Raw genomic sequence first — 21,608 nt, 5'->3', positions numbered from 1 at the left:
ATTTAGCCCTGAGCCGATTTGCCCGCTAGAAAAAATCCGAGAACGCTTCCAGGGCCTCCTCTTCTAGCACCGGGCCAATCACTTCGACTGGGCGCTTGCCATGCCTCAGCACTTCTTCGGCGCTAAGCGGCAGTTGGTAGCGAGACTCGCCCTGGGTGCGGTAGAGGCGATCGCTGCTGAGGGCATACACCAACCGCCCCACACCGCTCCAAAACACGGCTCCGGCGCACATCGGGCAGGGTTCGGTGCTGGCATAGAGGGTGCATTCCTCCAGCGCCTCCAGGCTCAGGCTTTTGTCCATTTGCCGCAGCAGGTTGGTTTCGGCGTGCCCGGTGCAGTCGTGGTCGGTGACCTGAGTGTTTTCGCCCTCCGCCAGGATGTGACCCGACGCATCCGCCAGCACTGCGCCAAAGGGACGGTTGCCATGCTCGCGGGCGCTATGGGACAGGGCGATCGCCCGCCGCAACAGCACCAAATCCTGCTCACTGACAGCACTCATTTCGGTCACTCCTGATCACACCGAATCGATTCGTCCCCCATCATCCCACCCTTTTGCTAGCTTTCGGCTGGTTTGGGAAAGCCGTTGGGAATCTCGAAGCGATCGCCCGTGCGGCAATATTCATAGCCTGCCATCCGCCCGATCGCGCCCAGCTTGTCAGAATCAATCCGGTTGCGATCGCCCAGCACGTCGTCTCGCACAAACAGATGCACCACCTGCCCAATCACCACATGAAACTGGCCTACCGGGACAATTTGCAGCGTGCGGCATTCAAACGCCACGGGCGACTCCGCCACGCGGGGCGGCTTCACCACTTTGCTGGGTGCGGGCGACAGGTTCACATAGTCAAACTCCGACTCACCATAGGGCAGCGGCTCGGCACATTCCGCCACCTGATGCGCGTAGGATTCGATCGCCAGGTTGATGACATATTCTCCCGTGCCGCCTTCGCTGGGCGGGCGCACGTTTCGCAGCGTGTCTTTTTCGCTGCCGTCCGGCTTCAGGCTAATGCTAAACATCAGCGCCAGGGGAATATGTCCCACCGCGTTGAAATAGGAAAACGGGGCAAGATTGGCCACGCCCTGGGGCGATAGGCTGGAGACAAAGGCGATCGGGCGGGGCACGACGCTGCCAATCAGCAGCTTGTAGCGCAGCGACGGTTCTAGCAACTCTGGATCAATTTCCATAATCAATGTCCACAGAGGGTTAGGTCAGAAATAATAGGGGATGGCATGAATTCTGACACGATTCGCGAATGCATCCTGAAATGCATCCTGAAACAAGTGCAACAGCGCGGGCCCGACAAAAGCATTTGCCCGTCAGAAGTGGCGCGATCGCTCGGTGGCGAAACCTGGCGATCGCTGATGCCGCTGGTGCGCGAGGTCGGGGCAGACCTGGCGAAATCTGGGGCGATCGTCGTCACCCAGAAGGGCATCCCCGTTGACCCACAGACCGCCAAGGGGCCAATTCGATTTAAGCAGGCGACGGATCGGGGGAATAGGGACGTTTCGTAACCTCCACTCCCGCCGCAAGCCAGCCTGCCTCCCTCACGTCCCCACCTGTTCTACCGGGCGAAACCGCAGCGCCGACCAGGTTTCGTCAATGGCAACCTGGGCAACCCCTTTTAGCCCTGCCTGAGTCACGATGTCCCACCCCACGTCGCGGGTGATGTCGGTTTTCACGCCGGAGCTTTTCTTGGGATAGGCAAACCAGAGCAGCCCGCCGGGTTTGAGCGCTGGCAGGGCGATCGCCAAATATTCTGCTAGGTCGGCTCTGCTGCGGACAAACAGTTGCACAAAATCGTAGGTGCCACTGGGCTGAGTGTGCAGCGTTGCGCCCTCTGGCAATGGCTCTAGCCGCGTAGCGTAGTCGGCCGGCGCATTCAGCAACAGCAAGCGAGCGCCGGGTTTGATGCCGAGTTTTTGGGCAAGGGTGCGGGCCATTTCGCCGTTCCTCCTGTGATCTCCATCACGCGATCGCCCCAGTTTGGTCACGTTTGGCGACCGGATGGGTCACTTTATCTTACGGGTAGAATCACGCGATCGCCCCCCGCTCTATCACTTCCCAAATCCGAGAAATCCCCGATATTTAAGACATCCTGAATCGCTTTACGTTCCTGAAAACGTCACTTTTCCTTAGAACCTCTCACTAACCATGCTTCCGTCTATGAGCCTACTTCCCGGTGCGATCGCTGAACTCTTTGCCCAAGCCAGTGTAACGGGCGTGTTGACGCTGGCAGATCGCTACGGTCTTCTCGCCGCAATCCTAGAAGACTCGCTGAGCGAAGAAGAACGCTACGCCATCAACCGGGTTCTCCGTGCGGTTTGCCGCGGCCATGTCCACGTTGTCGATGAGTTGTCCGTGGTACGTTAGGGCTGGATATTTGCACCTGCCCCAACTATGTTCGACCATCTTTCGCTGGGTGTTGCTGACCTGTCGCGCAGCCTTGCCTTCTACGATGCCATCCTCGCGCCGCTGAGCTTTACTCGATGCTTTGCCCTGCCGCACATGGCTGCCTACGGCCCGGGCCAGCGCCCAATGTTTTGGATCGCGCACAAAGCGGAATTCTCAACTCCAATCCAGCCCGCCATTGGCTTTCATCTCGCCTTCCAGGCCGAAAGCCGTCAGGCTGTAGATGAATTCTACAAAGCGGCGATCGCCCACGGAGCCACCGACGACGGCCCACCCGGACTCCGCCCCCACTATCACCCCAACTACTACGCCGCCTTTGTGCTAGACCCTGATGGGTATCGCATCGAGGCGGTTTGCCATCAACCCGCTTAGTCTAGCCCGCTTAGTCTAGCCCGCTTAATCTTATGCCTGCCCTCGAACCCTGGCAAAAGGCTCGGTCTACCCAGACTAAAAGCGCAATCGCTGCCGGAAATTGTGGACGGACTCCACCAGCCCAATCGCGACGAAATTGGTGATCAGGGCGGATCGCCCGTAGCTCAGCCAGGGCAGCGGAATGCCAGTAATCGGGGCCAGACCGATCGTCATGCCGATGTTGACCAATACCTGAAACACAATCATCGCCAGCACGCCAATCGCCAGCAGCGAACCAAAGTTGTCTTTGGCGTTTTGCGCGATGATCACTAGGCGAAAGCAAATCAGCCAAAAGCAAATCAGCACTGCCACACAGCCAACAAAGCCCAACTCTTCACCAATCGCAGAAAAGATAAAATCGGTGTGCTGCTCAGGAATGAAGTTGAGCTGCGTCTGAGTGCCCTGATTCAGCCCCCGACCAAACAGCCCCCCCGCGCCGATGGCAATGCGCGACTGAATCAGGTGATAGCCACCGTTGAGGGGGTCTTTATCAGGATCAAGGAACAGCGTCAGGCGATCGCGCTGATATTGCTTCAGCATTCCCCAGAGAATTTTGCCCATGCCGCCGGCCACCAGGTTGATGGTTGCTGCGCCAATTGCCCCCGGCAGCGGCCAGGGCAGGGTGCGCCATCCCAAAAAAATCATCAGCGCCGTCCAGGCCAACCAGGCCGGCAAATAGACGCTAAACAAAATAGCCGACACCAGCGGCGACAGCAGCAGCAGCAGCCAGCCGGGATTGGCGTTCGCCCAGTACAGCATCCCCAGGGTAATTGCCCCAAACACCAGACCTGTGCCTAGGTCAGGTTGCAGCATGATGAGCAGCCAGGGCAGCCCTGTAATGGCGATCGCCTGGAGCATGGCTGGAATCGTCGAAGCCGTCCGCTCGTGCAAAATCGCCGCTAGGGAAATAATCACGCCGACCTTGGCAAATTCTGACGGCTGCACGTTGAAATTGCCAATCGTCACCCAGCTCTGGGCCCCGTTTGCCGTTGTGCCAATCAGAATCACAATGATCAGCGACACGTTGGTAATGGCATAAATCAGCCAGTGCCAGTTCACCAGGTTGTCGTAGCGCCAGCGGGCGATCGCCAGCGCCAACACCAGCCCCACCCCGCCTGTAATCCAATGCTGAATCCAGTCAGTCAGTTGCAGCGTTAGCTCAGCACTCCGAATCGCCAGCCCCCCCAACACAGTCAGCGCCACCGTCAACAGCAGCAGCGTCCAATCCACGTCCTGCCAGGGATAAATCAGCGACTTCCAGCGGAGACGGCTGATGAAGGACTTTTGTAGCATAGGCCTTAGAAGAGATTGAGAAACCACGCAAAATCCGAAACCTTGCAACCCCGATAGTAACCGATCGGGCGCTCGATCCAGTCAGGGAAGCCTCGGTTGGAACCATCCCAAAGCTGGCCAGTTCGAGTAAAGCAGTCTCTCACGGTTTGCCGCAATTCTCCGCCGCCTATCCCGCAGTTATACAGCTAGGTTAACTTTTAGGTGCTGAACCACCAGTAGAGAACAAGCCTCGCAAAGTCCTTGTAGACAGAGTAGACAGACATTTCGTAGTCCGGAGGCAGAATCGCCTAGAGTCTTTGCATGGTATGCGCTTCAGGTGTCTATCTTCCTTTTAGGAGCCAGTTAGGAACCAGTGCCGGACTTTAAACCCAAATCCAATTGCAATGTTTATACGTATCTCTATGTGTTAGCTCTAATGAGGTAAAAAATATGATGGTATTGAAGCGCGAGGAAGGTCAAAGCCTGCAAGTTTTGAGCGACAGGGTGTGCATTAAATTAAAGTCCACAGACTCTCTCAGTAGTATGACGGTTGTGACTGTCGATGTTCCTCCAAATGGTTTCGTTCCCCCACATACTCATAAAGAAGAGGAAAGCTACTATGTGCTAGAAGGCTCAATGATTATGTACTTGGACAGTAAAGAGTTTAGGATCGAGCCTGGCGACTTTGTACACGTTCCTGCCGGAACAACACATGGCTATAAGAATAATTCCGCTCAATCTGTCAAGTTTCTTGCATGGGCAGTAGGAGGTAGAATTGACGAATTTTTCATTGAACTATCAGAAAAAGTTAGGGATTTACCCGACGATCTAGCCAAAATGCCTTCAATTCTTGAAAAGCACGGCATTCAAATGGTTGAACCATCTGGGATGTAGTTTTCTTCTTTGCTTTGGATTGAATCAATGATGGAGAAAGAGATCAATAGAAATCTCGTAGCAGACTGTTAAGATTCTTTTCGGATGCTCTTTGGGCAAGTCTGCTGCCGCCCGACCGGATATCTCTGTGGCTCTCTCGCTTCACTCGTTTTCCTTTCCGTAGGCCTGCCACGACAGATCCACCAGCCCGCTGACAATTGCCGCTGCAACCACCGCATTGCCCTTGCGCCCCTCAATGCGGATATGGGGGACCAGAGAATCTTTTAGTCGCTCCACCGCCGACTCCATGCCGATGAATCCGGCTGGCGTGCCAATCACCAGTGCAGGCTTAATTTCTTCTTTTTCAATCAGATCGACTAATCCAGAGAGGGCGGTTTGGGCCTGCCCAACGACAAAAATGCCCTCTGGATAGCGACGAGCCAGCGTTTCGATACCCCAGGCCACGCGGGTTTTCTCGCGCTGCGGGCGAGTCAGAGCGTCCATGCTGCAATAGACCGGATTGGCAAATGTCGCCTGAATAATCGGCACAATGCCGACCTGCACCATTGGCACATCTACAATAATCGTGCTGCGGGCTGCGAGGGCTGCGGCTCCTGCTTGCAACGCCTGCTCCGAAAAGCGAATTAGATCCCGATACTCAAAGTCGGCCGTTGCATAAATAACTCGCCGCACAATTTCATATTCTGCAGGCGAAAAGGCGTGATTGCCTATTTCCCGATCGATGATTCTCAGGCTTTGAGCATCGGTAATATGCCACTCCATGCGCCCGGTTCCTCAGGGTGCTAACTGACATTCAATAGTGGCACATTTCCATCCCGCCAATGCCCTGCACTTCGCAGAACTTGTGGGAAAAAGCCGCCTTAACGAAGCCACCTCGCCATTTCAGGGAGCTTTGCGGAGATCAAGAGGGAAAGTTCTGACCAGATTCGGTTCGCGTCGGGAAGGCTCATTCCGCCGCCCGCAGAAGTGCCCCCAGCCGACCGAACCTCAAGTTTCAGACGGTGTGGAGCCGTTGAACATGGGCGACAAAAACGCCACCAAAGCGCCCATTGCAAAGCCCGCCACGTTCCGCAGCAGGGGCAGCCAGTCGGCGGTGCGGGTAATCACTGGGGCAATGCCAAACGCGATGAACAAAATGCCCCAGAGCGGCGAGAAGATCAGCGCCCACTGCCATGCAATCACCTGACCGGGCTTGCGCGGATGGGCCGCAAAACCGCAGATGATGCCCCCCAGCACCGAGGTAATTAACGTCAAAATCCACTGTTCGCGGGGCAGACCAGGCACAACGTTGCAGCCGCCCTGACGCAGGCAGGTTTCAATCGATTGGAGCGCCTGGATGATCGAACTATCTTCACCGTTGTCACGGACGAAGAACTGGTTTCCATAGCGGGTTTGTAGCTCGATCCAGAAGGTGCGGGGGAGAAGATCGTACAGCGCGTCGCCGACGCTGAAGTTCAGCAGGTTGCCGCCGCGCGGGTCAGCGACGAGCATAACGCTCTTGTCGTCGAGTCCCCAAAAGTCTTTGACGGCGCGACCGGGGGTGCGATCGAACTGGGTGAGGACGCGCAATTTCCAGCCCGTTTCGGCTTCAAAATCTTGCAAATGCTGATCCAGCTGGTCTTGCTGGGTGTCGGTGAGGGCGTTTGCCAGATCGATGATGTTGGTCGGTCGATCGGGCAGCAGGTCTGGGTTGTCGTAGGCATAGGCGGTTGGGGCGATCGCCCAAGTCGAAAGCATCAGCAGCGTGACCCACAAACCAAGACTCAACCGAGAAAACAATGACCGCAGCATGGGCAAACTTATCAGCTTCATCAACGTGTAGAGATGACTAGAATCCTAACCTGTGGCAAAGCTTAAGCGATAGCCGCAATTGTTTACGATTCTTTACTTTAGTCTAATATAGCAGGGGTGAGGACTGAACGTTCGCTCAACCCCACGAACAGGCTTCCTGATGGTCGTCAGCTTTTCGTGAAGCGCTGCATTCCGCAGGTGTAAACAAGTGGTGTAAACAAGTGTAGACACGGAAACGTCCACGCCGACGGTCGAGAAGTGGCGCGGACGATTGCGGGAATCGTGAGCAAGCGCAAGGCAGGGGGTGAACGCCTGTCAACGAGCGCTGTGGCGTTTATGAGAGGGATGAGAGGGGGGCTTTAGGGTCGATTTTCCAGCGATGGGGGGTCTTCTTCCCAAAGATCCTGTTCAAAACCGTCGCGGGCTTCGCCTTCCAGAGGACGAGTAGACGTGGGCGATCGCCGACTCAGCAATGGCGCTGCTGCATCGGGTTTAGCAGGCTCAGACGCAGGGGCATCCTCCCAGCGGTTCGGCTCGTCATACTGCTCCGAGCTATAGACCCTGGGCGCATAGCTATCGGGATCGTAGGCGCTGTCAAAGTCGGTCTCTGGGCTGCGGGTCTCTGGGCTGCGGGTCTCTGGGCTGTGGGTCTCTGGGCTGTAGGCAGCATACTCGTCAGCATACGTCTCAGCCCCATAGGCGCGAGGCGGGCTGTCCGAATCCTCCCAATCGTCTTGGGCATCGTACCGCTTCGGCGATGCGTCGGGGTATCGATCAGGGCGATCGCCCTCCCAGTCCGGCGGCACGGCGCGGCGGGTGGGTCTGGCAGGCGGCGGCGCAGGCTTCAACAGGGTTTGCCAGGCCGCATGAAACCCCACGGCTAGGCTGCGCGTCACGCGCTGGGCTTTCTTTGCCTGCTGCTGTACTCCCAAAAGGCTCTGATCGACCTGCTTGACCATGCGACCCGCACTCTGCACGCCTTCGCTCACGTCATCGGTCAGATCAGTTAGCTCCAGCCCCGTCCGGCGAATCGCGTCCAGCGTGGGCGGCAGATCTCGGTTCAGCGTGTCGAACAGCTTCTCGGCACTGCGGGCGGCCCGCGACAGTTCTCGAACCGCAGGCAGCAGCGCCACCAGCACAGCCGTCAGCGAGACGGCCACCAGCAGCAGGGACAATGCCAGCCAAAACAGGGGATCAGACACGGCAGATTTGTATTAACCTCTGCTCACGTCAAGCTAGAATCGCGGGCCGGGGGGCGCGGGTCGGGGGCGGGACGCGGGTCTTTTTGAGCCGCAGCCTGGCGCTCGCGCTGGCTGGCCTCAATGCCGACGGCGATCGCCTCCTTCAGTCGAGACATCGTGCCGTCCCAATTTTTCAGCGCCGACCCCGACAGGCGATCGGCCTGAATTTGCACACTGCTAGAAATGTCTTCGGCAATTTCGGGCAGCGCATCGGCGGATTTTTTCAGCAGGCGGCGCGTCTCACGTCCAGTGCGCGGAGCCAGCAGCAGCCCCGTCACCGCGCCGATTGCCACACCCACGATCGCCCCTGCCAAGAAGGTTCCTGCCGAACCCGACCGATTGTCTGCCATGTCTTTGTACTCCTGCCTGTTCTCCTAAAAACCTGGCTCAAGCCCTGCGCTGAAGCCCTGCTGTGCCCAAGCCTTGCCGTCGCCCTGTTGAGCGGTTCAGTTCGCTACTCTACTCCAAGTCTGACCGCTCAATCCAGAATTGCATCTGACCCAACCGGGCAACGGGCAACGCCCATTCAGTCCTTAGATTTGCCGCGTCCCCGATAGGACTGGGATTGTCGCGCCTGTTTAGGCGTTGCCTTTGCTTTCGCGCGTCTCCGGGCCCCAAACCCCCGGCCGCCAAACCAGAGGGATTGCGCTAAGCTGACCAGGGCGATCGCCTGTCGCAGCCGCTGCACCTGGGGGCCAACCTGCTGAAGCTGCTGCCGCAGTTGTTCAATGTGGGTCTGTCCCTGGGCGATCGCCACGGGTGCGCCCTGCAACGTCCGATAGGTTTGGCGCTCGGCACGGGTCAGCGTATCAGCCACCTGTCGCAGCCCCCGCCCCAGTCGCCACACCCACCCGGCCGCATACAACCCAAACAGGGCCAGGCTAAAATTAAGCACCACCGCCATCAGCATGGTTTTGGGCTTCCCTCACTCAAATCTGCGTCCACTCTTATCTTGAATAACTTAAATAAACTGAATAAATCGCCTAAAAATCGCCAGCAACAAATCGCCAGTCTATGTAGGACAGCCTATTGCCAGCTCCCTGCCCGTGAGTCGCCGGACGCTTGCTGGATTTTAGACCTCCCATCAAGCCCTCTTCGACGCACCCAACCCCTAAATTCTAATCACAACTGGCCTGATTTAGGCTGAAATCACGCCCAAACCCGACCGTTCCTTCGACTCCACTCTGGCATCATGGCCCCCGCACAAAGGGGGATTTTTGAACATGGCATCTTCTTCCCCCTTTCAACCGCTCTCTCAGACGCTCTCTCAAGCGCTCTACGTCAACCCTGCCACGGGTCGCGATGATGCTAGCGGCAGCCAGTCCGCTCCCTATCGCACCATCACGCGGGCGCTGCGGCGGGCAACGGCAGGCACAGTGATCCAGCTTGCGGCGGGAACCTACAGCACCAAGACGGGCGAAACCTTTCCGCTGGTGGTTGGTGCGGGGGTTACCGTGGTGGGTGATCCGGCCTCGAAGGGCGATCGCCTGATCATCGAAGGCGGCGGCGACTACCTCAGCCCCACCTTTGCCCGACAGAGCGTGACGCTGCGGCTGGAAGACAAGGCCGAACTGCGCGGCGTGACGGTGATCAATCCCCAGCCCCAGGGCACAGGCGTTTGGCTGGAAGGAGCGACCGGGGCCAACCCAGCGGCCCGCGTGGCGCAATGCACCTTCACCCGCTGCGGGCAGGGCATTGTGGCCACGGGCAGTGCCCTGCCTGAAATTGCCGACTGCCTGTTTCAGCAAAACACCGTCAGCGGCATTTCCTTCAGCCGCAACGCCAAGGGCGAACTGCTGCGAAACCTCTGTCAGCAAACCGCGACGGGCATCACCCTCAGCGACAACACCGCTCCTCTGCTGGTGGGCAATCGACTGGTGCAAAACCGGGTGGGCATCGTGATTTCGGGCAATGCTCGTCCGGTGCTGCGGAATAACGTGGTGGAGCGCAACGGCGAAGACGGCCTGGTGACCGTGGGCAACGCTGCGCCCGACCTTGGCAAGCCCCAAGACCCCGGCGGTAATGTGTTTCAAAACAACGGCGCGGCCGACGTGCGAAACAGCACCAGCGCTGTTCTGGCCTCCGTGGGCAACCAGATTAATCCAACCCGCGTCAACCTGGGCGCATTGCCGTCGGCCAAAGGCTTGGAGTTCATTGCCAGCACCGTAGCAGCGCAGATTCGACCCATCTCGCCGCCGCAGCCGCAGCCGCGGCCCGTGCCGACTCCGCCATTGCCCCCCATCCCGATTCCCGAAACCGGACTGACCGATATATCGGGCCATTGGGCAGAGGCCTTCATCGCGGCGCTGGTCGAACGCAGCATTATTGGCGGCTTTCCCGACCGCACCTTCAAGCCCGATTTGCCGCTGACGCGGGCGCAATTTGCCACGATTTTGACGCGCACCTTTGACCTGCCCGCCGTGCGCTCGCCCTCCAGTTTTGTCGATGTTGCGCCAGACTTTTGGGCCACAGCGGCGATCGCCCGTGCCGTAGAAATGGGCTTTTTGGCAGGCTTTCCCGACGGTACGTTTCGCCCCAATGTCAACCTGACGCGGGTGCAGGCGATTTTGGCCCTGGTCAACGGGCTGGGGCTGACGGGCGGACATCCGGGGCATCTGGGCGGATACCGCGATCGCGCCCAAATTCCCACCTACGCCACGATTCCCATCGCCACCGCCACCCAAAAGCGCCTGATCGTGAACCATCCCCAGGTGGATCTGCTGCGCCCCATGAGCGACATCACCCGCGCCGAGGTGTCGGCCATTCTGTACCAAGCGCTTGTGATTACCGCCCAGGCTCGCGCCATTCCCTCGCCCTACATCGTGGTTCCCGATACGGTCGCTGTCGCCTTTTCAGACACCACCCGCCACTGGGCAGCAGACTTTATCCAGGGCTTGGTCAGCCAGGGCGCAGTCAGCGGGTTTTCCGACGGCACGTTTCGGCCAGAGGCCGGCATGAGCCGCGCCCAGTATGCTGCGCTTTTGGTCAATACCTTCAATCCGCTGCCCCGGCGGCCCGCGCTGGAGTTTACCGATGTGCCCACGACGCACTGGGCCTATCGCGCCATTCAGCAGGCCTATCGCGGCAAGTTGCTGTCGGGCGTGGGCGAAAACCAGTTCCGCCCCGACCAAAACGTGCGGCGCATCGAGGTGCTGCTGTCGCTGGTGAACGGGCTGGGACTGCCGCCTGGAAATCCGCTGCTGCTGAACCGCTATGCCGACCGCGACACGCTGCCCACCTTTGCCCAGCCCGCCGTCGCCAGCGCCACGGGCCAGCGCCTCGTGGTCAACTATCCCGACCTCAATCGCCTAGAACCTGTGCGCGAAGCCACCCGCGCCGAAGTGACCGCGATGGTCTATCAGGCGTTGGTGCAGGCGGGGCGATCGCCCGCGATTTTCTCTCCCTACATCGTCGAGCCAGAGGTGGCGGCGCAGTCTGCAATGGCTCCAGCGGCCCCGTCAGTGGGGCAATCGTCTCCGCCAGGCAGCCATCCCGCTGGCCGACCGGAGGATCTGCCAATGGTGATCCTCGATCCGGGGCACGGCGGCGCTGATCCGGGTGTCGTTGTGGGCGAAGTCCAGGAAAAAGACCTGACGCTGGCCATCGCCCTAGACATAGCCAAACTGCTCCAAGACTATGGCGTACAGACCCGCCTCACCCGCACGGACGATCGCACGGTGTCGCTGGGCGATCGCCTTGCGATTCTGCAACAAACCCAACCTGCACCCAGCGCCCTGATCAGCCTGCACCTCAACGCCACCCGCCCGCCGCGCCCTGCCGTCAACGGGCTGGAAACCTATCACCTGCCCAGCGCAGCCGAGAGCCGCCGCCTGGCCCAGAGCATTCACACCAATATCGTGCAAACCCTGGAAATGGGCGATCGCGGCATTCGCACCGCCTCCTTTGCCCTCCTGCGTCCGCCCATTCCCGCCGTGCATCTGGAGTTGGGCTATTTAACTGGCGAAACAGACGTTGCCAATCTGACCAACCCCGACTATCGCCAGCGGCTTGGAAAGGCGATCGCCCTGGCAGTCGTGCAGTTTGTCAGGCAAACCGTGGGATAAGGGGGGAGGCAGAAGCGCAAAAGATGATGCGATGATGAGAAGGAGAACTGATTCAAGATTCTTCCCCTGCCAACCCAATGCGTCCCTGCCTCCCTCCTGCTCCGCTCAAACCTGGCGATTTGCTGCGTGTGATTACTCCCAGTGGGGCCCTGCGAGAGATGGAGGCTTTTCATCTGGGCGTGGAAATTTGGCGATCGCACGGCTATCGGGTCGAAGTCCCCCCCCACATCGACAAGCGCTGGGGCTATCTGGCAGGCACGGATTTGGAGCGGCGATCGCAGTTTGCCGAAGCCTGGAACGATCCGACCTGTCGCGGGATTCTCTGTGCGCGGGGCGGCTATGGCGGCAGTCGCCTGCTGGAGGAATGGAACTGGGGCACAGCGGAACCCAAGTGGCTGATTGGCTTTTCAGACATTACCAGCCTGCTGTGGGGGCTGGCGCAGCAGGGCATCTCCGGCGTGCATGGGCCCGTGCTAACGACGCTGTGCGTAGAGCCAGACTGGTCGGTGGAGCGGCTAATCCATTGCGTCGAGGGCAAGCCGCTGTCTCCGCTGAAGGGAGACGGCTGGGGCGGCGGCACGGCCAAGGGGCTGCTGCTGCCTGCGAACCTGACAGTGGCGACGCATTTGCTGCATACGCCGCTCCAGCCCGACCTGAATGGCGTAATCCTGGCGTTGGAAGACGTGATGGAAGCACCCTACCGCATCGACCGAATGCTGACCCAGTGGCGCATGAGCGGTTTGCTGTCGCAGGTCCGCGGCATTGCGTTGGGTCGCTTTAGCCAGTGCGACGCACCACAGCACATTCCCAGCTTTTCGGTGGAGGGCGTGTTGAGCGATCGCCTCAGTGATTTAGGCATTCCGGTCGTGTCTGATCTGCCCTTTGGCCACGACGGCAGCAATGCAGCGCTGCCCGTTGGCATACCCGTCTGGCTGGATGGCGATCGCGGCATCCTCAGCTTTGAAGGCGAATAACTTGAAGGCGAAATTTGAAGGCGAATAAGCGATAATGGCAGTCCCCAAGCCAAAATCTAAAGCCCGGACTAGCCGATCTTTTCGTGCCGATAGAGCGTGTAGGAATCGAACAAAATACCCACTAGGCTAGACACGGACGCAATCACCAGCAGCCCGTGGAGGGGATTGCCGCTGCCAAAGACTCGCAAAAACTCGACCACCGGAGCAATGCCGGCCTGACTCATGACTTCCAGGCTGGGAATTTCTTGCAGCAACCGCAGCGGCACCAGCAAGCAGCCCACCAGCACCACAGGCAGCAAAAAGCTGAAAATGGCTGTAATCAAGAGCGATCGCATCAGGTTAGGAAACATACGCATAACGTGTGACAAAACCAGGGAAACGAACGGTGGCAAAGTTTAGGACGCAAAGTGCCATAGGCAAGTGCAGCAAAATACAGGTGCAATGGATAAGCCCTGTATTCGGTGCAATCGCTCACGATGCAGACTGAACCAGCGCAAGCTCGACCCCGTTTTGGCGATCGCCCCAGTCAGCCTGTTGCATCCAAGATAGGCGGAATCTGGGGCGACCCGCAGAATATGACAGAAATCTTAAATCGCTCTCAGAAAACGCAATCTGCGAGCGATCGCCCCAGAGAAATCACTGAGACAACCTGAAACCGATGGGTATTCGCGGCTTCTAGCACGCTCCAACCCCAAAGCGCGGCCGAGAAACCGGGGTCGGGGCGATCGCCCGTCCTGCCCTTTCTGAATTCTGTAACGCCGAGTTAAGAAAGACACCCGGAATCAAGCCCCTGCTTTCTAGAGCAATCCGATTCAGTTTCTAGCGCGATCGAGTCATGTCAGAGAGGCGAAGTTCGCATAGTATTCGCATAGTATCAATCTATTGCACACCCTAGAGAGTCGGCGGAAACATCCTTGAGTACGGAGTTGGGAAATTCGAGTTTGGGGCGCTGGTGGCGACGGCTCGTGGCGGCAGTGTTTCTGGGCGGACAGGTGCTGGTTCACCTGCTAACGGGCAAGATCCACGTCCGCAATACGTCGGAGCAAATGGCCGTCGTTGGGCCAGAGTCACTGCCCATCAACCTGCTGACCGCGCTGACCGTAGGGATGGTGTTTACCATCGGCGTGGCGCGAGAATTCATCGCCTTTGGGGCAGGAACGGCGGTGGGGGGCGTTTTGGCGATCGCCCTCTCGCGAGAACTGGCCCCTCTGGTCACGGCGATCGTGGTCACAGGGCGCATCGGGTCTGCCTTTGCGGCCGAAATTGGCACCATGCAGGTGACCGAGCAAATCGACGCGCTCTACATGCTGAAAACCGACCCCATCGACTATCTGGTGATCCCCCGCGTCATCTCCTGCTGCCTCATGCTGCCGCTGCTAACGGTGTTGTCCTTTGTCACCGGAATGGCAGGCGGCGCAATTCTGGCGGAGTCACTCTACAACATCTCGACCCAGGTTTTTCTCGACTCTGCCCAAAATCTCATGCAAGAGTGGGATTTGATCAGCGCCTTAATCAAGTCGGTGGTGTTTGGGGCGCTCATTGCCATCATCGGCTGTAGCTGGGGACTCACCACCACGGGCGGCGCAAAAGGAGTCGGCCAATCGACCACCGCCGCTGTGGTAACGGCGCTGCTGGCGATCTTTGTCAGCAACTTCTTCATGTCTTGGCTCATGTTCCGAGGCATTGACACTGGCGCTTCGTTTTGAGGCTGGCGGGCGAACGGGGTCTCTTGGCTGCGGCAATGGGCGACCGAGCCGGGTGTTCTTCAAGCCGCATTCTGAAAGGGTCGTCAGCAACACGACTTAGAATAGAGAGGAATCTTGTAACGCTGCTTTCAAATTTCAAAAAGCAACCCAAACATCCACTCAAAAATCAACTGCAAGAATCAACGTGAACTCACCCTCTGCGATCGCCCCTACCGATACCGTGCAGCTTGCACCCAGCTATCGATTGCCCATTGGACTGCTGCTGCTGGCGCTGCCGCTGGTGTGGCTCCAGGTCTGGGTTGGTGCGGCGGTTGGGCTGTTTGGCGTGTTCCTGCTGGTGCAAACCGCAACGCTGCGGCTCCACTTCACTGACACGGCCCTCGACATTTTTCGCGGCGAAACGCGCATCCGCCGTTTTCCCTATCAGGACTGGCAAAACTGGGCGATTTTCTGGTCGCCTGTGCCCATTCTCTTCTATTTCAAAGAGGTGAACAGCATCCACTTTTTGCCGATCCTGTTTGACCCCAAAGCGCTACAAGCCTGCCTGGAGCAGCGTTGTCCGACCGTTTCCGAGTAATTTGCCTCATGAACCCAGACGAATCCAACGCAGATTTTTTTGACTCGGACGAGGAGAAGTCTTCTCAGTCCCCCGGAGTGAATTTCACGACACCCGCCAGCGAAATGCCAGACGGGGCCGTTGCGCCGCTCAGCCTCTCGTCGCCCGCGACCCCGCCGCCCAGGGCTGACGAGAACAGCGTCGGGGCGATCGCCAGTTCGGATGCGGCGGCTAATTCGGATTTCTTCTCGGAACCTGGGGCTGAATCGCCCCTGCCCGCAGCGGATGAGAACGGGTCGAGCAACTGGATCGATGATTTGCCCTCCGGTGCGGAACCGATGGCAGAATCCGTCGCGTCTCTGGAGGCTCCGCGCTCGACTGCACCCGCCGAGTTCTCTGCCGATTGCTCGAAGGATGCCGACGACGACTCTCCAGCGGCGATCGCCGCACGGGTTGCCGACCTCAAAGCGCAGGAGCAAGACCTGAAGCGGGCGATCGCCCAACTCCAGTCCGATTTTGCTGCCACCGAGCGAATGTTGGGTCGCCTGGCCCGCGAAAGTCTGGGCGAGTTGGAACAGCGAAAACAGGCGCTGCAAGTTTCTGTGGAACAGTTGGAGCGTCGCCAAGAGCGCATTCGCGCCGAAATGCGGAGTACCTTTGCGGGCAGTTCGCAAGACATCGCCATCCGCATCCAGGGCTTCAAGGATTACCTGGTGGGCAGCCTGCAAGATCTGGTAACGCTGGCAGATGACCTGAAACTGTCTGCACCGCCGCCGCGAGAACGGGAGCGCGATCGAGAGCGGGAAAAAGAGCGCGAAGAACCCGCCCCCAAGCCTAAATTCGGCGAACCCGCGTTTCAAGAAGAAACCCGGCAGATCCGCAAACTGCTGGAGCAGTATCGCACCTCGCCCGACTATTATGGCCCCGCCTGGCAACTGCGCCGCACCTTCGAGCCAGTCCACGCCGAGCGCGTCGCCAACTGGTTCTTTACTCAGGGCGGCCGCGGCGCAACCCGAACGATGGGGTCGCGCCTGCAAAACATTCTGGTGGCTTCGGCGATTATCTCTATCCTGCGGAAGCTCTATGGCCCCAAAGTGCGGACGCTGATTCTGGCAGACACACCAGAACGCCTGGGCGAGTGGCGGCGTGGTCTGCAAGACTGCCTCGGCATTTCCCGCACCGATTTTGGGGCAGATCAGGGGGTGGTGCTGTTTGAAGCGCCGGAACCTCTGGCCCAGCGGGCCGATCGCCTGCTCAAGCAAAAGCAGCTACCGCTGATCATCATGGACGAGTCGGAAGATGTGGTGAACCTGTCGCTGCTGCAATTCCCGCTGTGGATTGCCTTCGCCAGCGACCCCACCCGTCCGATGGTGTACTAGCGCTTTTGCAAAGGCTAAGGAACAGGGGCGATCGCCCCCCTCAACTCCACCCCTAAAATCCAAACCCCAACTTCCAGCCCGCTCTATCGCTCCACCTCCACAATCCGGCGCAACGCCTGGACGCGGGTGGCAGCTTGCAGACTATCACTGCGGGATTCCAGATCTGCCAGGGTTTCCAGCATCTCGATGCGGAGCGATCGCATCTGTGGCGACGCGGGCGAACTGAGGGTCAGCGCCAGGGCATCGTACCAGATACCGCCCTCAGCCATCTGCTGGGCATCGCGCACTGGGTCTGCCGAACGCGCTCCAGTCGGCGCAACCACCACAAACTCCGCCACATCGCGCAGGTTCAGCGATGGGCGATTGCTGTCGCACACCAGCACCACGCGCCACGCATAGGTTTCACCCACCGTGAGATCCTGCGGCACCGTCCAGGTCATGATGCCAGCGCGGCTGGTCAGCGTTTCGTCTAGCAGCGGCGGCTCGGTTTCCCGCTCCAGATCGCGCAGGGTTCCCCGAAACACCTGAATGACCAGCGTCCCCGCTACGTCTCTGGGGACGTACCAGGCGAGGGTGGGACGGCGGGTGCTGGTCTGCCCCTGGTGAAGCTGGGGCGCAAGGGCCAACAGCGGCATATTGCTGCAATCGGAGGTTCGTACTCCGCCACCGGCGGCGGGGGCTTGATAGTCCGAATTTGGTGGCGGCGGCTCGTAGGACTTGAGCGCGGCGGGCGGCTGCGAGGGTTTTGCCTGCCCGACGGTTGCCGGGGCTGCGACGACACCCAGGAGAGCAAGCCCCAGCACGCATCCAGTGGCGATCGCCGGGGGCAGAACCCGCCGCCTGGATAGTCGATGAAAACGCGAACGCCGGGTCATGGGGCAAACCTCCTCGTTCAGGGCTAGGTTCAAGGTCAATGCAGTGGAAGGGGAGGAAGGAATTTGGGTTTTGGATTTTGAGTTTTGGATTTTGGGTTTTGGATTTTGGGTTTTGGTGTCTGCCCTAATCCTTGTTCCTTCGCCTTGCCCCTTCGATCAGACTCTATATCAATGCGCTCATTCACCTATGCATTAGGCTATCGGAGAAAATTCCTTTTGCCAATGAAGAGTTTGGCAAGATCGCTGGCGAGTTTGGGAGGGGGCGATCGCCCAAAACCGTCATCCCCCTTGCAGAAAACAGCAGAGCAGCAGAATTCCGTTCAACCTCACGTCCAAAGTTCCACCTCACGTCCAAAATCGAATCTTGCTAGGGTTCCACATCAATTCACACAGCGTTCCGTGGGGCGTGATCGGCTCTCGTCGAAATTTGCCACCAAGCTGATTCGCGATGCTTTCCGCGATCTGTGTGCCGCGTCCTCCCAGCGCAGGCGGCTTGATGGATTGTTCGGGGTCTATTCCTTTGCCGTTATCAATCACGCGGATGAGATTCTGACCGTTTTCCTGCTTGCACACGACGTTCAACTGGGTGACTCCAACGGCGTATTTCCCCACGTTGCAAAGCGTCTCTTCCAGAAACCGACAGAGTTCTCGCTTGTGTTCTAGCGTCAGCCCAGCAGTCTCCAGCGGATCAAACGTGGTCAGGCGCAATTTCAGCGTCTTAAAGCAGTCAAAATCTCGCCGCAGCGTGTGGTCATAGACTTCGTACAGCGCTTCCTCAAAGGGGCCGTTGAGATCAAGAGCCTGGTCTTCGGACAGGTAGAGGCTGCCGTCTTCCGTCAGGATTTCTTTGCGAACCGAATCGTAGACGACGCGCAGTTCCCGGTTGAGATGCTCTAGCTCGGTTTCCCACTGGCTTTCGGGCAAGTGGCCAGACCGCGTTTTGCTGAGCAGACGCGACAGGGTTTGCAGCGGGCCGCTGTGGATGGCGTTGAAGGTGTGGTCGATGACATATTGGCGATCGCGCAATTGCAGCTTCAAATCCTGCTGGTGGCGATAGAACAGCGCCGCCGTCAGCCCCACCCCATTCAGGAAAAACGCCAGCAGCGCAGGCACCAGCGGCACCCACCAGCCCACCAGCAGCAGCGCAAAGCACAGCCCCAGCAACATGATTAACCCCAGCCCCAGCCCCGCCAGAATCCGCAGGGGACTGACCAGAAACCGCCCTAGCCCGATACCCAAAATGCCCCAAAGAATCAGCCAGCCATATTCCCAGGGGTCTGCCCAGTCGCGCAGCAGCGGCCGCCCGTAGAGCGCGGCCTGAATGATCTGGCTGGTGGCGTGGGCGTGGGCTTCGACTCCGGCGATGGTGCCCGCCGGGATTTCTGGGACACCCGTAACGGCGGCCATAGCGTTAAAGGTATCTTTGACGCTGGGCGCAACGACACCGATGAGGACGACGCGATCGCGCACTTTGTCGGCCGACACCTGCCCCGCCAGCACCTCGCGCAGGGTCACCAGGTCAAACGGTCGAGAACCGCTGCGGAAAAACAGCAGCGTTTCCACTTCCATGAGCGGTATCTGGTGATAGCTGCCTGTGTTGGGCTGGGTGCGGGGCAGTTCCGCCGGGCCAAACCGCATGGCGTAGGGATCGCGAATGCCGCCTGCAAGCGATATATCGCGCTCCGACAGGAACCGTTCGGCTAGGCGTTGCGCCAGAGAGAAACGAAACTCGGTCTTTTCCGCGTTGTAGCTGCCGAGGGCGCTGCGGCGCAGTTTGCCGTCTAGGTCGGTGGGCAGGTCTGCGAAACCAACTCGCTCATCGGGCAGGTCGGGGGGCGGGGCGATCGCCCGTCCAATCACTTTCTCAATGCCGTATAGGTTGGTCTGGCTGCGAAACAGCGCTTGCAGTTCGGCGCTGCCAGGTTCCTGGGGCAAATCGCGATATAGGTCAAGGGCGATCGCCGTCGGCCGCGATTGTTGCAAGGTCTCGATCAGCGCCGCCAGTTGCCCATCGGGAATGGGGTATTGCCCAACCGCCTCGATGTCGTCTTCATCAATGCCGACGATTAGGAGATGCGGGTCGGTGGGTTCGGCCGGCCGCAGCCGCAGCAGCAGATCCAACGCTAGCAGTTCCAGCACTTGCAGGCTGCCCGTTAGCCGCAGCAGCGCCACCAGCCCAATCACCGCCAGCCCCGGCAGCGCCCCCGCTTTCCAGATGCGCCACTCGCGCCGCAGCGCTGCCCAGGGCGTTTGCCGCTTGTTCATAGCTAGTCAATCAGCCCTTCTTCGCGGGCGCGGATTTCGGTCTGGATGCGCTGGTTTTTGCCGCTGTCGGGATACACGCCCAGCGCATTTTGCACCTGCGTCCAATAGTGGCGGACGGTGCGCTCGGCAACGCTCATCCGTTCGGCGATCGCCTTATCCTGCAAGCCTTCATGAAACGCCAGCCGCAGCACCTCCAGCCACTCCGGTTTGATTTCCAGCCCAGTTCGCATTTCCTTCGGCGTAAACACCAGCCCCTGCATCGCCCACTCCACCTTGGTCAGCATTTCCTTTAGCGACAGGCTCTTGTCGGCAATAATGAAACCGCCCTCGTGGGCATTGATCGCAGGCTTCAGCCGCACCAGCGACTTGGCATTGGCACTTTGCACCACAATGTTGAGGCCGGGATATTGCTGCATCAGCGTCCGCAACAGTTGCAGCCCCACTTCTGGGCGCGAAGCCTGGCCCGGCTGTTCGGGCAGCGCCAGATCGACCACTGCCAGATCGGGCTGGGTTTGGGCAATCTGGGCGAGGGCGCTGGCTGCGGTTTGGGCCGTGGTGATTTGGGCATCGACATACTGCTGCCGGAGGGCTTCTACGGTGCTGTTCAGCACGAGTTCATGGTCGTCCACCACCACAATTTTCTTCAGGGTAGAAGATCCCGCCATGTGCGCCTCCCGTCGTTTCTCCCTCTCTAGCTTAAGCGCCAGCGCTGTGGTCATTTGCGATCGCCGCTTTTGGGGCTTGCCCGCTGCGATCGCTGGGTTAAAGGCGAGTGTTCTGGTCATCATAATGCGCCGTCCTTACTCTTGTCATAACGTGGATGGGGGCTGATCCAAGACAGCATTGCGCGATCCGCAGGGATGAGACAATCGATCCAATCGTGAATCAACCTGGGTTTAATCTGGGTTCAATCTGAGTTAAACCTGGGTTTAATCTGAGTTCAGCCTGGGTTTAATCTGGGTTCAATCTGGGTTCAATCTGAGTTCAACCTGAGTTCAGCATCAGGGGGCGATGGGTCTGGCGAGAGCCGCCAGCGAAACTGCCAAACCATGCGCTGCGCCTGTCGCCGTCGGGTGCAGCGGCCCGGAGCCAGCACCGCAAAGGCACGACTGAGCAGCGCCCACTGGGGCGATCGCCCGGCCGCCCTTGCCGCCGCCACCGTCGGATACTCCAGCCGAATGGTCAGTACGCCAATGCGACCGATGCCGAGGGGCGATCGCTCCGCCAGTTCCAGGGCGATCGCCGCTGGCCCGTCTCCCCCAGACATCGCTCCCCGCAGCAGATGCGTCAACATCGACAGCAGCAGCGACACCCGCAGCGTCGGCTCTACTGGCCACCTCGACGGTAAACACAGCAGCAGCCCTGACAGACCCTCCTCCTGCGCCCACGCCTGAAGCGCCAGCGGCAGGCTGGTTTCCAGATACGGCGGCGAGAGTTCATCACTCAACCGCACCAGTTGCCCTACCAATTGCCCATTTAACTGCGTCACCTGGGCCATCCAGGCGGGCTGCTGGGTCAGGGGGTTGCTCAGCGCCTCCGAGTTCCTTTCCGAGTTCATTTCCGAGTTCATTTCCAAGTTCATTTCCAACTGTCGCCGCATGACGAAGGTATTCTGCAAAGGGCCGTTGCGAACCTGCTCCGCCTCGCGACAAAGCCAGTGGTGCTGCTGCTCAAACCACCACCGCAAGGCTCGCTGCGTTTGCCAATGAAACACTGCCAGCCAAACCAGGAAACCGATCAACAGCACAGAAATCACAAAGGAACCCGGAA

Annotated in this window: 23 protein-coding genes; 9 read left to right on the top strand and 14 right to left on the bottom strand. The window is 59.2% G+C overall.

Annotation, left to right across the window (positions count from 1 at the left end):
- Nucleotides 1-25: 25 nt before the first annotated feature.
- Together HNI00_RS09530 and HNI00_RS09525 are read right to left on the bottom strand one after the other, a co-directional pair.
- The gene (locus tag HNI00_RS09530) at nt 26-499 is read right to left on the bottom strand and encodes a nucleoside deaminase (protein WP_316792780.1); all 474 of its coding nucleotides are present in this window, start codon (nt 497-499) and stop codon (nt 26-28) included.
- A 56-nt stretch (nt 500-555) separates the two neighbouring features.
- Nucleotides 556-1,185: a flavin reductase family protein gene (locus HNI00_RS09525; protein WP_316792779.1), complete on the bottom strand. Its 630-nt coding sequence runs from the start codon at nt 1,183-1,185 to the stop codon at nt 556-558.
- Between the two features lie 45 nt (nt 1,186-1,230).
- On the opposite strand from HNI00_RS09525, the gene HNI00_RS09520 reads away from it, so the two are divergent.
- Nucleotides 1,231-1,512 carry a DUF3253 domain-containing protein gene (locus tag HNI00_RS09520; protein ID WP_316792776.1) on the top strand — a complete coding sequence of 94 codons (282 nt, stop codon included), beginning with the start codon at nt 1,231-1,233 and terminating at the stop codon, nt 1,510-1,512.
- A gap of 33 nt (nt 1,513-1,545) precedes the next feature.
- Here the strand turns inward: HNI00_RS09520 and HNI00_RS09515 are convergent, their stop codons facing one another.
- The gene (locus HNI00_RS09515) at nt 1,546-1,941 is read right to left on the bottom strand and encodes a hypothetical protein (protein WP_316792774.1); all 396 of its coding nucleotides are present in this window, start codon (nt 1,939-1,941) and stop codon (nt 1,546-1,548) included.
- 223 nt (nt 1,942-2,164) lie between these two features.
- Here HNI00_RS09515 and HNI00_RS09510 point away from each other — a divergent pair, with 223 nt between their 5' ends.
- Together HNI00_RS09510 and HNI00_RS09505 are read left to right on the top strand one after the other, a co-directional pair.
- The gene (locus HNI00_RS09510; RefSeq protein ID WP_225906743.1) at nt 2,165-2,371 is read left to right on the top strand and encodes a hypothetical protein; all 207 of its coding nucleotides are present in this window, start codon (nt 2,165-2,167) and stop codon (nt 2,369-2,371) included.
- Between the two features lie 27 nt (nt 2,372-2,398).
- Complete coding sequence (locus HNI00_RS09505) at nt 2,399-2,782, top strand: VOC family protein (RefSeq protein WP_316792771.1); 384 nt, start codon at nt 2,399-2,401, stop codon at nt 2,780-2,782.
- 75 nt (nt 2,783-2,857) lie between these two features.
- On the opposite strand, the gene rodA is transcribed toward HNI00_RS09505, so the two are convergent.
- Nucleotides 2,858-4,114, bottom strand: a complete 1,257-nt coding sequence (gene rodA, locus HNI00_RS09500; protein ID WP_316792769.1) for a rod shape-determining protein RodA — start codon at nt 4,112-4,114, stop codon at nt 2,858-2,860.
- A gap of 429 nt (nt 4,115-4,543) precedes the next feature.
- Here rodA and HNI00_RS09495 point away from each other — a divergent pair, with 429 nt between their 5' ends.
- Entirely contained in the window at nt 4,544-4,987 is a 444-nt protein-coding gene (locus tag HNI00_RS09495) for a cupin domain-containing protein (RefSeq protein ID WP_316792768.1), read from the top strand.
- A 141-nt stretch (nt 4,988-5,128) separates the two neighbouring features.
- Here the strand turns inward: HNI00_RS09495 and HNI00_RS09490 are convergent, their stop codons facing one another.
- The 5 genes from HNI00_RS09490 to HNI00_RS09470 all read right to left on the bottom strand — a co-directional run bounded on the left by HNI00_RS09490 (nt 5,129) and on the right by HNI00_RS09470 (nt 8,929).
- Nucleotides 5,129-5,749 (bottom strand): precorrin-8X methylmutase, encoded by a 621-nt coding sequence (locus tag HNI00_RS09490; protein ID WP_316792766.1) that lies wholly within the window; start codon nt 5,747-5,749, stop codon nt 5,129-5,131.
- A gap of 225 nt (nt 5,750-5,974) precedes the next feature.
- A complete protein-coding gene (locus HNI00_RS09485) occupies nt 5,975-6,778 on the bottom strand; it encodes a TPM domain-containing protein (RefSeq protein WP_172354075.1) in 804 nt (267 codons plus the stop codon).
- Nucleotides 6,779-7,137: 359 nt separating this feature from the next.
- The gene (locus tag HNI00_RS09480; protein WP_316792764.1) at nt 7,138-7,980 is read right to left on the bottom strand and encodes a hypothetical protein; all 843 of its coding nucleotides are present in this window, start codon (nt 7,978-7,980) and stop codon (nt 7,138-7,140) included.
- A 23-nt stretch (nt 7,981-8,003) separates the two neighbouring features.
- A complete protein-coding gene (locus tag HNI00_RS09475; RefSeq protein WP_316792762.1) occupies nt 8,004-8,369 on the bottom strand; it encodes a YtxH domain-containing protein in 366 nt (121 codons plus the stop codon).
- 176 nt (nt 8,370-8,545) lie between these two features.
- The gene (locus HNI00_RS09470) at nt 8,546-8,929 is read right to left on the bottom strand and encodes a hypothetical protein (RefSeq protein WP_316792760.1); all 384 of its coding nucleotides are present in this window, start codon (nt 8,927-8,929) and stop codon (nt 8,546-8,548) included.
- 313 nt (nt 8,930-9,242) lie between these two features.
- Between HNI00_RS09470 and HNI00_RS09465 the strand changes: the two genes are divergently transcribed.
- Both HNI00_RS09465 and HNI00_RS09460 read left to right on the top strand, forming a co-directional pair.
- The gene (locus HNI00_RS09465; RefSeq protein WP_316792758.1) at nt 9,243-12,083 is read left to right on the top strand and encodes an S-layer homology domain-containing protein; all 2,841 of its coding nucleotides are present in this window, start codon (nt 9,243-9,245) and stop codon (nt 12,081-12,083) included.
- A gap of 77 nt (nt 12,084-12,160) precedes the next feature.
- Nucleotides 12,161-13,057 carry a S66 peptidase family protein gene (locus HNI00_RS09460; protein WP_316792756.1) on the top strand — a complete coding sequence of 299 codons (897 nt, stop codon included), beginning with the start codon at nt 12,161-12,163 and terminating at the stop codon, nt 13,055-13,057.
- Between the two features lie 68 nt (nt 13,058-13,125).
- On the opposite strand, the gene HNI00_RS09455 is transcribed toward HNI00_RS09460, so the two are convergent.
- Nucleotides 13,126-13,413: a hypothetical protein gene (locus HNI00_RS09455; protein WP_316792754.1), complete on the bottom strand. Its 288-nt coding sequence runs from the start codon at nt 13,411-13,413 to the stop codon at nt 13,126-13,128.
- Between the two features lie 570 nt (nt 13,414-13,983).
- On the opposite strand from HNI00_RS09455, the gene HNI00_RS09450 reads away from it, so the two are divergent.
- The 3 genes from HNI00_RS09450 (at nt 13,984) to HNI00_RS09440 (ending at nt 16,698) form a co-directional block, all read left to right on the top strand.
- On the top strand, nt 13,984-14,763 hold the full coding sequence (locus HNI00_RS09450) for an MlaE family lipid ABC transporter permease subunit (protein ID WP_228721710.1): 780 nt from the start codon (nt 13,984-13,986) through the stop codon (nt 14,761-14,763).
- A 184-nt stretch (nt 14,764-14,947) separates the two neighbouring features.
- Nucleotides 14,948-15,340, top strand: a complete 393-nt coding sequence (locus HNI00_RS09445; RefSeq protein WP_316792752.1) for a DUF3119 family protein — start codon at nt 14,948-14,950, stop codon at nt 15,338-15,340.
- Between the two features lie 8 nt (nt 15,341-15,348).
- Nucleotides 15,349-16,698, top strand: coding sequence for a DUF3086 domain-containing protein (locus tag HNI00_RS09440; RefSeq protein WP_316792750.1), 1,350 nt, complete (start codon nt 15,349-15,351; stop codon nt 16,696-16,698).
- An 83-nt stretch (nt 16,699-16,781) separates the two neighbouring features.
- On the opposite strand, the gene HNI00_RS09435 is transcribed toward HNI00_RS09440, so the two are convergent.
- The 4 genes from HNI00_RS09435 to HNI00_RS09420 form a co-directional block, all read right to left on the bottom strand.
- On the bottom strand, nt 16,782-17,573 hold the full coding sequence (locus tag HNI00_RS09435) for a DUF928 domain-containing protein (RefSeq protein WP_316792748.1): 792 nt from the start codon (nt 17,571-17,573) through the stop codon (nt 16,782-16,784).
- A gap of 345 nt (nt 17,574-17,918) precedes the next feature.
- Entirely contained in the window at nt 17,919-19,838 is a 1,920-nt protein-coding gene (locus HNI00_RS09430) for a sensor histidine kinase (protein WP_316792747.1), read from the bottom strand.
- A gap of 2 nt (nt 19,839-19,840) precedes the next feature.
- On the bottom strand, nt 19,841-20,503 hold the full coding sequence (locus HNI00_RS09425; protein ID WP_420156338.1) for a response regulator transcription factor: 663 nt from the start codon (nt 20,501-20,503) through the stop codon (nt 19,841-19,843).
- 308 nt (nt 20,504-20,811) lie between these two features.
- Nucleotides 20,812-21,585, bottom strand: coding sequence for a hypothetical protein (locus HNI00_RS09420; protein ID WP_316792744.1), 774 nt, complete (start codon nt 21,583-21,585; stop codon nt 20,812-20,814).
- Nucleotides 21,586-21,608 lie beyond the last annotated feature (23 nt).

It is taken from the genome of Thermoleptolyngbya oregonensis NK1-22, from assembly GCF_032705245.1.
Classification (GTDB): Bacteria; Cyanobacteriota; Cyanobacteriia; order Elainellales; family Elainellaceae; genus Thermoleptolyngbya; species Thermoleptolyngbya sichuanensis.
Note: the sequence above shows the minus strand (reverse complement) of the source record. Positions and strands in the feature narration are given on the sequence as shown.